The organism is Rhodoferax sp. P2_H8_2, assembly GCF_056403235.1.
Genome location: NZ_JBFUFW010000003.1, coordinates 483295 through 496270, shown reverse-complemented (window position 1 = coordinate 496270; position 12976 = coordinate 483295). Strand labels below are relative to the sequence as shown.

At 60.3% G+C, this 12976-nt stretch carries 14 protein-coding genes; 11 read left to right on the top strand and 3 right to left on the bottom strand.

The window, feature by feature from the left end; genetic code table 11:
• The first annotated feature begins 44 nt into the window (after positions 1 to 44).
• The 4 genes from AC1DV6_RS07950 to AC1DV6_RS07935 all read left to right on the top strand — a co-directional run bounded on the left by AC1DV6_RS07950 (position 45) and on the right by AC1DV6_RS07935 (position 4357).
• On the top strand, positions 45 to 1244 hold the full coding sequence (locus AC1DV6_RS07950) for a threonine ammonia-lyase (RefSeq protein ID WP_477976993.1): 1200 nt from the start codon (positions 45 to 47) through the stop codon (positions 1242 to 1244).
• 84 nt (positions 1245 to 1328) lie between these two features.
• On the top strand, positions 1329 to 1469 hold the full coding sequence (locus AC1DV6_RS07945) for a hypothetical protein (protein WP_477976829.1): 141 nt from the start codon (positions 1329 to 1331) through the stop codon (positions 1467 to 1469).
• A 59-nt stretch (positions 1470 to 1528) separates the two neighbouring features.
• Positions 1529 to 2149 carry a glutathione peroxidase gene (locus tag AC1DV6_RS07940; RefSeq protein ID WP_477976827.1) on the top strand — a complete coding sequence of 207 codons (621 nt, stop codon included), beginning with the start codon at positions 1529 to 1531 and terminating at the stop codon, positions 2147 to 2149.
• Positions 2150 to 2494: 345 nt separating this feature from the next.
• Entirely contained in the window at positions 2495 to 4357 is a 1863-nt protein-coding gene (locus AC1DV6_RS07935) for a phosphoenolpyruvate carboxykinase (GTP) (RefSeq protein WP_477976825.1), read from the top strand.
• A gap of 62 nt (positions 4358 to 4419) precedes the next feature.
• On the opposite strand, the gene AC1DV6_RS07930 is transcribed toward AC1DV6_RS07935, so the two are convergent.
• Entirely contained in the window at positions 4420 to 4881 is a 462-nt protein-coding gene (locus tag AC1DV6_RS07930) for a hypothetical protein (RefSeq protein ID WP_477976823.1), read from the bottom strand.
• Between the two features lie 80 nt (positions 4882 to 4961).
• Here AC1DV6_RS07930 and AC1DV6_RS07925 point away from each other — a divergent pair, with 80 nt between their 5' ends.
• The 5 genes from AC1DV6_RS07925 (at position 4962) to AC1DV6_RS07905 (ending at position 9425) form a co-directional block, all read left to right on the top strand.
• Positions 4962 to 5918 (top strand): LysR family transcriptional regulator, encoded by a 957-nt coding sequence (locus tag AC1DV6_RS07925; RefSeq protein ID WP_477976821.1) that lies wholly within the window; start codon positions 4962 to 4964, stop codon positions 5916 to 5918.
• A gap of 5 nt (positions 5919 to 5923) precedes the next feature.
• Positions 5924 to 6757: a metallophosphoesterase gene (locus tag AC1DV6_RS07920; RefSeq protein ID WP_477976820.1), complete on the top strand. Its 834-nt coding sequence runs from the start codon at positions 5924 to 5926 to the stop codon at positions 6755 to 6757.
• A gap of 60 nt (positions 6758 to 6817) precedes the next feature.
• The gene (locus AC1DV6_RS07915; RefSeq protein ID WP_477976818.1) at positions 6818 to 7240 is read left to right on the top strand and encodes a universal stress protein; all 423 of its coding nucleotides are present in this window, start codon (positions 6818 to 6820) and stop codon (positions 7238 to 7240) included.
• Between the two features lie 256 nt (positions 7241 to 7496).
• The gene (locus AC1DV6_RS07910) at positions 7497 to 8420 is read left to right on the top strand and encodes a lipase family alpha/beta hydrolase (RefSeq protein WP_477976992.1); all 924 of its coding nucleotides are present in this window, start codon (positions 7497 to 7499) and stop codon (positions 8418 to 8420) included.
• 9 nt (positions 8421 to 8429) lie between these two features.
• Entirely contained in the window at positions 8430 to 9425 is a 996-nt protein-coding gene (locus AC1DV6_RS07905; protein ID WP_477976817.1) for a lipase secretion chaperone, read from the top strand.
• A gap of 53 nt (positions 9426 to 9478) precedes the next feature.
• On the opposite strand, the gene AC1DV6_RS07900 is transcribed toward AC1DV6_RS07905, so the two are convergent.
• Positions 9479 to 10408, bottom strand: coding sequence for a LysR family transcriptional regulator ArgP (locus AC1DV6_RS07900; RefSeq protein ID WP_477976815.1), 930 nt, complete (start codon positions 10406 to 10408; stop codon positions 9479 to 9481).
• An 86-nt stretch (positions 10409 to 10494) separates the two neighbouring features.
• On the opposite strand from AC1DV6_RS07900, the gene AC1DV6_RS07895 reads away from it, so the two are divergent.
• Complete coding sequence (locus AC1DV6_RS07895; protein WP_477976813.1) at positions 10495 to 11796, top strand: D-amino acid dehydrogenase; 1302 nt, start codon at positions 10495 to 10497, stop codon at positions 11794 to 11796.
• A gap of 8 nt (positions 11797 to 11804) precedes the next feature.
• Here the strand turns inward: AC1DV6_RS07895 and AC1DV6_RS07890 are convergent, their stop codons facing one another.
• Positions 11805 to 12218 (bottom strand): DUF6249 domain-containing protein, encoded by a 414-nt coding sequence (locus AC1DV6_RS07890; protein WP_477976811.1) that lies wholly within the window; start codon positions 12216 to 12218, stop codon positions 11805 to 11807.
• A gap of 127 nt (positions 12219 to 12345) precedes the next feature.
• Here AC1DV6_RS07890 and AC1DV6_RS07885 point away from each other — a divergent pair, with 127 nt between their 5' ends.
• On the top strand, positions 12346 to 12963 hold the full coding sequence (locus tag AC1DV6_RS07885) for an RNA polymerase sigma factor (protein WP_477976809.1): 618 nt from the start codon (positions 12346 to 12348) through the stop codon (positions 12961 to 12963).
• Positions 12964 to 12976: the final 13 nt, after the last annotated feature.

Genomic DNA, 12976 nt, shown 5'->3' with positions numbered 1-12976 from the left:
AAATGGGTGAACTTTTTGGCACGATTTCCATCGACAATGCCAACATGATTGAATACCAAGACGTCGTCCAGGCCGCACAACGGCTGCAAGGACGCCTGCTGCGCACACCCTGCGTTGCATCACAAACCCTGTCGGATATCACCGGCGCGCAGGTTTACCTGAAGTTCGAAAACCTGCAATTCACCTCCTCGTTCAAGGAACGCGGCGCGTGCAACATGCTGGCGCAACTGACGCCAGAGCAGTCCACGCGAGGCGTCATCGCGATGAGTGCGGGCAACCACGCGCAAGGCGTGGCCTACCACGCACAGCGCCTGAAGTTGCGTGCCGTGATCGTCATGCCGCGCTACACACCTGGTGTGAAAGTACAACGCACGCAGGGCTTTGGCGCAGAAGTCATCCTGCATGGCGACACGCTGGAAGAGGCGCGTACCCACGCACTGGAATTGGCAGAGGCCCAACAGCTGACGTTTGTGCACCCGTATGACGATGAGGCCATCGTCGCGGGTCAGGGCACTGTGGCTCTGGAGATGCTGGAGGACGTACCGGATCTGGATACGCTGGTCATCGCTGTCGGCGGTGGTGGCCTGATTAGCGGTATGGCAACCGTTGCCAAACATTTGCACCCCAACATGGAAGTGGTTGGCGTGCAGACCTCCCGTTTCCCAGCGATGTTCAACGCCATCAAGGGCACGCAACATGCGCAGGGCTTCAGCACTATCGCCGAAGGCATTGCCGTGGGTATACCCGGCAAGATTCCGCAGGCCATCATTGCCAAACGGGTGGATGACATGCTGCTGGTCGATGAGGGCGACATCGAACAGGCATTGGTGATGCTGCTGGAAGTGGAAAAAACACTGGTCGAGGGCGCAGGTGCCGCCGGACTGGCCGCCTTGCTCAAATACCCAGAGCGCTTCAAAGGCAAGCGCGTGGGCCTCGTTTTGTGCGGTGGCAATATCGATCCACTGTTGCTCGCGGCCATCATCGAGCGCGGCATGGTACGCGCTGGCCGCCTGGCACGCATTCGCGTCGGCGCACGCGATGTGCCCGGCACCCTGGCCCGCATTACCGCCATGGTTGCGGAAGCCGGTGCCAATATTGATGAAGTCCACCACCAGCGCGCCTTCACCACCCTGTCGGCACAGAACGTGGAAGTCGAGCTGGTCGTGCAAACCCGTGGCCATGCGCATGTGGCCGACGTGTTGGGGGTATTGCGTGGCGCCGGGTTTGACGCCCAACTTGTTTAGTACTTGCGGGACAGCTCTTTAGCTCTGTCACCAACCGATTAGCTCTAAAATCAGCGTTTTGCTGAAATCGCAACAAGGAAACTCATGTCCGCTCCCACACACGAAACCACGGCCCACGAAGTTGACCCGGTCGAAGCCATCGTGCCTCTGATCCCCGTTGTGCTGCCCGTTGCTGGCGCGGTGCTGATGTTCCTGCTGGCATTTATTGCGGTATTCATGGCCTGATGGCCTGCCCGGCGGTTTTGCCGGGTTTTGAATTTCTCCCTCTTTGCCGGAACCGCTTCATGCAAATTTTCACTGTACTGAAGCGGGCTTCGCAGACCGTCGGGTATGGGTTACTGGCAGGCGCGCTGATCGCCAGCGCACACGCTGCCAGCCCTGCCCCAAAAACGGCCCCTGCCGCAACGGCACCCGTAGCCGCTTGCCCGGCCATCTTGCACAGAACCTTCAACCGCCTGCAGGACGACGCGCCTCAGGACTTGTGTCAGTACGCCGGCAAGGTCATTCTGGTGGTCAACACTGCCAGCTACTGTGGTTTCGCATCGCAATACGAAGGGCTGGAGAAGCTGTATGCCAACCAGTCAGCGCAGGGCCTGGTCGTGTTGGGCTTTCCTTCCAATGACTTTGGCGCGCAGGAACCTGGCGATAGCAAGCAGATTGCCGACTTCTGTTTCAACACTTACGGCGTCAAGTTCCCGATGTTTGCCAAATCCACCGTCAAAGGGGCTGAAGCCAACGCCCTGTACAAGGATTTGATCAAGGCCGCCGACCGCGAGCCCAAGTGGAACTTCTACAAGTACCTGATTGACCGTAAAGGCCGGGTGATCGAGAGCTATTCCAGCCTGACCACCCCAGACAACAGCCAACTCCAGGCCGATATCAAGCGGGCCTTGGCGCAAAGATAGCCCCCACGCTCCGCCGCTGCGCGGGTAGCTGATCAGGCCCTGCCAGAGGCAAGTGCTCTTCAGGCTGTCCAGAGTCACGCAGGTGGCTCTGGAGCCGCAGCCTTCAGCCCCAAGGGGACTAGTTTGCTTTATGCTGCAATGCCGCATAACCCCATGCGGGTTTTGCATATCTTTTCCATGTAACCGGCTGGTAACTCGGGTACCAGTTCATAAAATTGTCATCCAGACTGCCTGAGTCTGCCGGTGACGCTTTTTCCCTGCGCCACCTCTGAGCCGTTTTCTCCAAGTGGCGCTGCGATGGAGGCCCTACTTTGAAAAGACGATTTTCAAACTTAGGAGCTTTTCATGAACTCACCTGTAATGCAGGGACTCAACTTAAACGCGCCGGGCTACGTCAAAAGCGCCCGGCTCATCGCCTGGGTGGCCGACATGGCGGCACTATGCAAACCTGAATCCATCTATTGGTGTGACGGCTCTGAAGAGGAGTACCAGCGCCTGTGCCAGCAACTGGTTGACGCCGGCACTTTCAAAAAGCTTAACCCCGCCAAGCGCCCCAATTCCTTCCTCGCCTGCTCGGACCCAACCGATGTTGCGCGCGTGGAAGACCGCACCTACATCTGCTCCGAGAAGAAGGAAAACGCCGGCCCTACCAACAACTGGATGGCACCGGCCGAGATGCGCACGACCTTGCAACCGCTGTTCGATGGCTGCATGCGCGGCCGCACGATGTATGTGGTCCCTTTCTCCATGGGCCCCTTGGGTTCGCACATCGCCCACATCGGTATTGAACTCTCCGACAGCCCTTACGTGGCGGTGAACCAGCGCATCATGACCCGCATGGGCAAAGCGGTGTACGACGTGCTGGGTGTCAACGGCGACTTTGTTCCCTGCGTGCACACCGTGGGCGCACCGCTGGCAGAAGGCCAGGCCGACGTGAAGTGGCCTTGCAACAAGACCAAGTACATCGTGCATTTCCCCGAGACGCGCGAGATCTGGAGCTACGGCTCCGGCTACGGCGGCAACGCCTTGCTGGGCAAGAAGTGCTTTGCACTGCGCATTGCCTCCACCATGGGCCGCGACCAGGGTTGGCTGGCTGAACACATGCTGATCCTCGGCGTGACGAATCCCGAAGGCAAGAAGTACCACGTCGCAGCGGCTTTCCCCAGCGCCTGCGGCAAGACCAACTTCTCGATGCTGGTGCCGCCCAAAGGCTTCGATGGCTGGAAGGTCACCACCATCGGTGACGACATCGCCTGGATAAAGCCCGGAACCGATGGCAAGCTGTACGCGATCAACCCGGAAGCGGGTTACTTCGGCGTGGCCCCCGGCACCAACTTCCACACCAACCCCAACTGCATGGCCAGCCTGGACAGGAACGTGATCTTCACGAACGTCGCGCTGACCGACGACGGCGATGTCTGGTGGGAAGGCATGGAGAAAGACACTGGCGGCCAGCCCGCGCACCTGATTGACTGGCAGGGCAAGGACTGGACGCCAGCGATTGCCAAGGAAACCGGCGCCAAGGCCGCCCACCCGAACGCCCGCTTTACCGTGGCCGCTGGCAACAACCCCGCGCTGGATGCCCAGTGGGACGACGCCAATGGCGTGCCGATTGACGCGTTCATCTTCGGTGGCCGCCGCTCCACGACCGTGCCTTTGGTAACCGAAGCACGCAACTGGACCGAGGGCGTCTACATGGCCGCGACCATGGGCTCGGAGACAACTGCGGCTGCCACCGGCCAGGCTGGTGTCGTGCGCCGTGACCCCTTCGCCATGCTGCCCTTCATGGGCTACAACATGAGCGACTACTTCCAACATTGGCTCAATATGGGCGACAAGCTGGCCAAGTCAGGCGCCAAGTTGCCACGCATCTTCACCACCAACTGGTTCCGCAAGGGCGAAGATGGCAAGTTCGTCTGGCCCGGCTACGGCGAGAACATGCGCGTGCTGAAGTGGATGATTGACCGCATCGAAGGCAAGGTCACCGGCACCGAGACCGGTTTCGGCGTCGCGCCGCAGTACTCTGAAATCACCTGGACCGGTCTGGACTTCACGCAAGCCCAGTTTGACTCAGTGACCAGCCTCAACAAGGCCGACTGGAAAGCGGAAATCGCGCTGCACACCGAGCTGTTCACCCAGCTCGCGTACCACTTACCCGAAGAACTCGAAGAGACAAAAACAAAGCTGGAACAGCGCCTAGCGGCCTGACAACCCCAGCCCCATAAAAAAAGCCACCCATCGGGTGGCTTTTTTTATGGGGCTACTGAAGCTCAGTCCGCGAACTGGCGAGAGCGTGCAGCTTGCAGTTCGGCCATCACACGGGGATCGCGCTTGGCGTATTCCCACATGGCTTCTTCATCACGCGCACGCTGGTAGTCGACCCACCAGCTGTTCATCGCATGGGCGGCGTGGCTGGCCACATGGCGCATGGGCACAGCCAGCAATGCCAAAGCGGCAAAAGCGACAGACCACATCAGAACCCAGGCCAACATCAAGTGACCATCAACCCAGGTATCGATCAACTGATCGGCCACCACCATCAATGCAGCCATCACGGCAGCCATCAACATCGCGGCGAGAGTTCGGGAGCTTTCTACAGAAACCTCGCGCTTGGGCGCAGCCAGGCGGCCAGAAAACGTGCCGGAATGGGATGTGGCAAGGTGGGGCTGGACAAAGCGTGCCATGGCGAACTCCTTGTAGACGTGAATGAAATCGAGGTGCTGTGTTGACATGGCGCAATCTTAGGGTTTCTACTAATATTGTTCAACTTTATGTTATTGATGTTACATATTCACTAAAATGATGATTGACCATGCCACTGTCCTCCCTGCGCCTCTTTGATCTGAACCTGCTGAAGGTGTTTGATGTGGTCATGTCCGAGCGCAGCCTGACGCGCGCGGCCAAGCAGTTGGCCATCACCCAGCCCGCCGTCAGCAATGCACTGCGCCGCTTGCGCGATGCGTTGGGCGACGAGTTGTTGGTGCGCAAAGGGCGCGGGCTGGAACCTACGCCGCGGGCGCAGGAGTTGTGGCCCCAGGTGCGCGATGCCTTGCAACGGCTACAGGCATCTTTGACGCCCACAGTGTTTGTACCGTCCGATGCGCAGACCACCTTTGTACTGACGATGGCCGATGCCACTGCTGCCGAGCTGATGCCGCCGCTGGAAGCCGTGTTGGCCCGCGAGGCGCCGAATGTGCTGCTGCGCGTGCTGCCACTGACCACCCGCGACCCGCGCAAGCTGCTGGAAGAGGGCCAGGCCGATCTGGCGATTGGTCACTTCCCAGCGGTTGCCAGCGACCTGACCGCGCGCGCCCAGTCAGGCGAGACGGTAAGCTTTTTGCACCACCGTTTGTTCGAAGGCGACTACGTCTGCGTGATGCGCAAGGGCCACCCGCTGGCGAACAAGCCGCTGACGATGGACCGCTTTTGCGCAGCCCGCCACATGCTGGTGAGTTTTTCGGGCCGGGCCTATGGCTTTGTTGACGAGGCGCTGGCGACGCTGCAACGCAGCCGTCGCGTGGTGCTGACCGTCAACCAGTTTTTCACCGCAGGCAAGGTGGTCACCACGTCCGACCTTTTGACGGTGTTGCCGCGCCACTTTGTCCATGTCACCGGTTTTGAGAATGCGCTGGCGGTGCGCGAACTGCCGTTTGCCGTAGCCCCCATCCATGTGGACGCGTTGTGGCACCAGCGCCTGGACGCCTCCGGCAGCCACGCCTGGTTGCGCGCACAGGTCACGCGGCTGGCGCGTGAAGCCTTTCCTTTATAGACCCAATGAAGATTCAACTGCTGTCCGACCTGCATCTGGAAGCCCACCCCAACTGGGTGGGCGAACCTGCGCCGGGCGCGGATCTGCTGGTGTTAGCAGGAGACATTGGTTCGTACCAAAAGGGCTCGGGCCTTCGCGATACCGATTTCGGTCTGGGCCAGTTCTCTCCAAAGAACGGTTGGCCCACGCCGGTCGTCTTCGTGCCCGGCAACCATGAATACGATGCGCTGGACTTTGACGCGGCCCACCTGCGCTTGCAGGAAACGTGCGAGCGCTTGGGCATTCAATGGCTGGAGCGATGCAGGCTGCTACCCAATGCCACTGATCTACAGGGCCGCCCGGTGCGCCTGATAGGCACGACGCTATGGACAGACTTTGACGCGCTGGCGCCCACAGACACGGGCGTTCACGCACTGTCACAACAACTCAAAGCACGCGACAAGGCGTTTCGTGCCGCCAACTACTATCTGCGCAAAACCGACACCACGCGCCATGACACGCTATTCCTCGCCGAACAGATGCGCGAGCTAGGGCTTCAATGTCAGGCGTGGTTGCGCGAAGCCTTGCTAACCCCTTTCGATGGAACCACCGTCGTCATCACCCACTTTGCGCCCAGTCTGCAAAGTGCCGACCCGCGCTACGGCATGACGCCGGGCACGGCGGGCTTTTGCAACGCGTTGGACGATCTACTGCCGCACGCCGCGCTTTGGTTGCACGGCCATTTGCATGCGCCCAGCGACTATGTGCATCGGGGTTGCCGCGTGGTCGCCAACCCGCTGGGCTACGCGCGCAAAAACGAGCAATCGCTGTTTCGCCCCACGGGTCTTATTGAAATTTGACGCGCGTCAAAGCGCGTTAGCGCAAGAGGCATAGACTGGTCCTTTCCTCAAGGAGACACCATGAAGATACTTCTCGCCGTCGACGGCAGTGAATACAGCAAGAAAATGCTGGCCTACCTGACCACCCATGACAGCCTGTTCTCCCGCGACCACGCCTATACCGTTTTCACTGCGCAGGCGGCCCTGCCTCCCCGCGCCAAAGCAGCCGTGGGCAAGGAAACCGTGGACAAGTACTACACCGAGGAAAGCGAGAAAGTGCTGGCGCCGATTTCCAAATTTCTGCTGCGCCATGGCATCGATGCCAAAAGCAGTTGGAAAGTTGGCCCCGCCGGAGAAGCCATCGCCAAGCTGGCGGAGCAAGGCAAGTTTGATCTGGTGATCATGGGCTCGCATGGCCACGGCGGCCTGGTCAAGCTGGTGATGGGTTCGGTTGCGACCCAGGTTCTGGCGCACTGCAAGGTGCCTGTGTTGCTGGTTCGCTAACCGCCATCTGGGTTAACGCACGGACCCAGACTCCCCTTTACGTCATGCGGGTTAACCAGCGTGACAGGTCTTCTTCGTGACATTACATTCGCGGAAATAGCACGACCGTGCTATTTGGATTGGGTTCGTACTGCATCCCCCACGGCCCCAGATCGTTCCGCGACAGACCGCCTACCCGGACCGTCGCACTGTTTTTTCAGCACCTTCTTTCAACTTAACGGCGCTTGTTTGCCGTCTGGAGATACCTGTGAAAAAAATGATGATGCGTCTGGTTACCGCCTTGTCGGTCGCCCTCTCCCTGTTGCCTGTCAGCGGCTTTGCTGCCGGGTATACGCAGACCCAATACCCCATCGTATTGGTGCATGGCCTGTTCGGCTTTGACAACATTGGGCCGGTGGAATATTTCTACGGCATCCCCAGCGCACTGCGCGCTGATGGTGCTCGGGTCTACACCGTGCAAGTCTCGGCCGCCAATAGCACCGAAGTGCGTGGGGAACAGCTGCTGACCCAGGTCAAGCAAATCCTTGCCGCCACTGGCGCCGCCAAGGTCAACTTGATGGGCCACAGCCATGGCGGTCCAACCGCGCGCTACGTTGCGTCGGTGCGCCCCGATCTGGTCGCTTCCGTCACGTCCGTTGCCGGCGTGAACAAAGGCTCGGCCGTGGCAGATGTGCTGCTGGGTGTGGCCCCTGCCGGCAGCTTCAGCAACACCGTGCTGACCTCCATCACCAATGGCTTGGGAACCATCATCAGCTTCCTGTCGGGCGGCTCCGGACTGAGCCAGAACTCGCTGGCAGCGGCGCAGTCGCTCAGCACTGCAGGCTCTAACAAGTTCAACCTGGCCCACCCTGAGGGTCTGCCCACCACCTCCTGTGGCGAAGGTGCCTACACCGCGCGCGGCGTGGCCTACTTTTCCTGGAGCGGCGCACAGCCCTACACCAATGTGTTTGACATTGTCGACCCTGCCCTGTCGCTGACATCGCTGGCCTTCAAGGGTGCGAAGAACGACGGCCTGGTGTCGAGCTGCTCCAGCCATTTGGGCCGTGTGATTCGTGATGACTACGCGATGAACCACCTGGACGAAGTGAACCAGACCGTGGGCATTGTCAATCTGTTTGAAACCAGCCCGGTGACGGTGTGGCGCCAGCAGGCCAACCGCTTGAAGAACATGGGTCTGTAAATCGCAACCATGCGCGCAACCAGCTCCACGGCCACAGCCCGTCTGCGCCCGTGGTGGGCGATGGGTGCGGCGTTGACTGCTGTGGTGTTGGTCTGGGCGTTGTCGCGTGATGGTGAAGCGGCCGTTGATCCGACCGCGGCATCTGCCGCCGCAGGTGCCAGCACGGCCTTTGTCAAATCGCAGGAAGGCACCGAGCCCGACGGCAAGCTCCTGGCACAAGGTACGGCGGGTGCAGTGGGCGACAACACACCACTGGCCTATGGTGAATTGCGCCGCATGTTTGACTACTACCTGAGCGCGATAGGCGAACAAAGCCTGCCTGTCATTACCCAACAAATACAAACCGAACTGAACCGCCGCCTGAGCCCGCCTCAGGCGCAAAAGGCCAGGCGCTTGCTGGACCTGTATCTGGCTTTCAAACGCGCCTTGGTGGATCTGGAGGCCAGGCCGGGAATGGCCGGCAACGGTGTCGCCGGTATGCGCCAACGCATGCTCACCCAGCAGGACTTGCGCGCCCAATACTTCAGTGCGGAAGAGCTGGAGGGCATGTTCGGTTTTGAAGACGCGATGGATGCCGATGCCATCGCCCGCCTGGAAGTCAGCCAGAACCCCAAACTCAGCGCCGCCCAGAAAAAGGAACAACTTGCCGCACTGGATGCCGCCCTGCCCGCGGCGCTGCGCGCAGACCGCGATGCGACACAGGCGGTAGGGCGGATGGAGCAACGCGCTGCCGACATGCGCGCCCAAGGTGCCAGCGACGACGAAATTTTCCGTATGCGCGCGAAGGCGTTTGATGCCCCTGCCGCCAGCCGCCTGGCCGAACTGGACCGCGAGGAAGCGGTCTGGAAACAGCGCATTGCCACCTACCTGGAAGCGCGCGACCAACTGCTCAGGACCCAGGCCAATGCATCATCGTCAGAACGCCAGCAGGCACTGACCAGCCTGCAGCAAAGCCAGTTCAGCGAAGCCGAGCAGCGCCGTCTGGCTGCTTACGAGCCCCGCTAAGGCAAATCGATTCGCTACAAAATTCGTAGCTGCTCACGCACATTCTGCGGGCATTACAGGCCATTTTTGCCCTTATTTTCCTCCAACATCTGACCCGCAGCCTCGGCCAATGCACGGGTCAGCTTGTCAATCACCGCCGAATCCAGGTTCCAGCAGTGCCAGTACAACTGCACTGGCAGCACCACGTCGGGCGCCAGATTGACGAGTTCGCCGCTGGCCAGTTGCGCCCTAACTTGAAGCTCAGGCACCACTGTCGCACCCCAGCCGGCCAGCGCAGCACGCACCTGGCCTTCCGAGCTGGGCACAAAACGCAGGTTGGGCGTGACATGTTTCAGACCACAAACTCGGCCGACAAACTCGGCCTGCAAATCGTCCTTGCGGTTGAAGGCGATGAAGGGGATATCCCTAAAGTTGTGCGGCGTGATGCCTTGCGGGCAGTGCTCCTGCGCAAAGTGGGCGCCTGCTACCGCAACGTAATGCATTGCTCCGAGTGGCAATACTTTGCAACCACGCAACGCCTGGCTGACGGTGGTGACGCAGCCCAAGACCTGCCCCTGGCGCAGCCACTCGTGGGTGAAATCCTGATCATCGGTGATGATTTCCAGCGGCAGACCGGCCTGCACCAACGGGTCCAACGCGGGCAGCGCCCAGGTCGAAATGCTGTCCGCGTTGATCGCTATCGAGATCCGGTCTTCTTCGCGCAGCGTGCCGGTGCCCGGCGCCAGATCCTGCAAATCGGTGTCCAGATCGGCGCGCAGAAGCCGCATCTGCATCGCGTGTTTGACCAGCAAACGCCCGGCGGACGTGGGTTTCAGCGGGCGGCTGCGCACCAGCAGCACGGTGCCGACCTGCGCTTCCAGCGAGCGCAAACGCTGGGAAACGGCTGATTGGGTGATCGACAAGCGCACCGCAGCGCGCTCAAAACCGCCCTCTTCGACGATGGCGGCAAGGCATTCCAGGGCATCGGGATCAAAACTACGCATAGGCCCCGATTATTAGCAAAACTTATGATTTCACAAACTGTGTGATTTTGCTTTTATAAAACCGCCGTTTCTTGGACACTGCGCGGATGAAAATCACCATCCTTGGCGCCGGCATCATTGGCGTAAGCACCGCTTGGCACCTGGCCGAACTTGGCCATGAAGTCACCGTTGTCGACCGCCAGGCCGATGCGGCGCTGGAAACCAGCTTTGCGAACGCGGCGCAAATCTCGGTCAGCTACTGCGAGCCTTGGGCCAACAAGGACGCGCCGTGGAAGGCGCTGAAGTGGATGTTCAGCAAGGAAGCGCCTTTGCTGTTTCGCCCGCAATTTCCGATCGGCGAAGGCTGGCACCAGTACCAGTGGGGACTGGAGTTTCTGGCGAATTGCAACGACGCGGCGTTTGAGCGCAATGTGCAGCAACTCGTCGCTTTAGGCTCTTACAGTCACGACGCACTGAAGGACGTGGTGGAGCACACCGGTATTGAATACAACCGGCTGGAAAAAGGCATTGCCCATTTCTATATCGATCAGAAGTCGTTTGACGGTGCCGCTGAAGCCGCCGCGCTGATGGCCAAGTACGGCGTAAACCGCCGCGTGGTCAGCAAGGAAGAGCTGCTGAAGATCGAGCCCGCATTCCGGCAATACGCCGACCACATCGTCGGCGGCACTTACACCGCCAGCGACGAAAGCGGCGACGCGCGCGTGTTCACCCAAGAGCTGGCGCGCCATTGCGAGGCACGCGGTGTGCAGTTTTTGTGGAACCACGATGTCGTGTCACTGAACAAGACCGGCGACACGCTGGACGCCGTGACCGTGTGGGACCGCGTCACTGGTAAGACCATGCAATTGCGTTCCGACCACTTCGTCATATCGATGGGCTCCTACACCGCGCCGCTGTTGCGCACAGTTGGCGTCAACCTGCCGATCTACCCGGGCAAGGGCTACAGCGCAACGTTCAAGATTTTGAAACCGGAACTGGCACCACAAGTGAGCTTTATCGACGACTCAGTGAAATGCGCGATGAGCCGCTTAGGCGATGAGTTGCGCATTGCGGGCACGATTGAGGTCGGCAGCTACGACACCGGCCTGGACAGCGAACTGTCGCAAGCGCGCTGCCACATGCTGGCGCGCCGGGTGGAGACCGTGTTTCCCGGCGTCTGCGATACGCGCCTGGAATCCGAAGGCGGCAACCCGCGCTTCTGGACCGGCTTGCGCCCTGCGACGCCGACCAACATCCCGTACATCGGCAAGACCAAGGTGAACAAGCTCTGGGTGAACGCTGGCCACGGCACGCTGGGCTGGACCCACGGCGCCGGTTCCGGCAAAGCGATTGCCGAGCTGATCAACGGCACAAAGCCGGACATGCAGTTCGGCTTTTACGGCGTATAGCCGCAGAGTCAGGCCTGGCTTGGCCGGGACTGTGCCTTCTCACTGGCGATCTTGTAATAGATCAGTTGTGCAACGCCAACGGCCATCGGCAGCAGCGCCCAACTGGCTTCTTCCGGGCTGTTGTTCAGACCGATGGCAACGCCCAACGCCAAGCCCAGCAGCAACCAGATCAAGCCGCGGCGCAGGCTTCTGGCTTGCTCGTCAACCGGTTGTACTTTGCTCTCACTCGTGAAGAGCTCTGGCGGCAGCGGCGGCAGCTCGATGCCCCGCTCCAACGCAAACAGCCGCTCTTTGTGGTGCAGCTCAATCACGCGGGCCTTCTTCTGGTAATCGATCCAAAGGGCCAACATGCCGATACCAATGCCCATCACAATGGCAATGATGGGGATAAAGAATGGAATGATGTGTTTCAGGTCGGTCATGGTGCTGTCCTTCGCGGAGGTTAAATATGCGCTTGGTACCCACCGCCATCGCGTCCGGTTTCAAAATACTGCAGAAATATTTTTCACGGTTGCTGAAACCATTTGATCTGCGCCGGGTACAAAGTCCATGCCCGTGATTCCTGCCCCTCTGCCGCAAACCGCACCCAGCGAAGCCGCGCTGCGCGACGCAGACTTGGTGGCGCAACTGCAGGACGGCCATTTGCACGCCGCCTTCGAGGGCATCATGCAGCGTTACGAGACCAAGGTGTTTCACCTGTGTGTGGCGATGCTGCGCGACACCCATGCGGCCGAAGAAGCGGCGCAAGAGAGTTTTTTGCGCGTTTGGCGCGCACTGCCACGCTATGCGCCGCAAACCGCCGCGCTCTCCACCTGGATTTACGCGATCACCCGCAACCGCTGCCTGACCGAACTGGCCGACCGCAACGCAGGCGGGTTGGGTTCTGATGATGAGGCTGCGTGGGCGGAGGCTGAGCAACTCGCCGCAACCCCGGCGCCGCTGGACGCGCCGGCGCAAGCGCTATTGCGACAGTTGATTGAAGCGCTGCCGCAGGCGTATCGCAGTTGCCTGACGCTGTATTACTTTGAAGAGCTGTCGGTGACCGAGGTAGCCAGCATGCTGGGCCTGCCCGAGGGCACGATCAAAACCCATTTGCACCGTGCGCGCAGCGCACTGCACCAAATGCTTGAGAAAAAAGGCCTGGCGCATGCCAGCCTATGGCTGTGAAAAAGGGAATGCC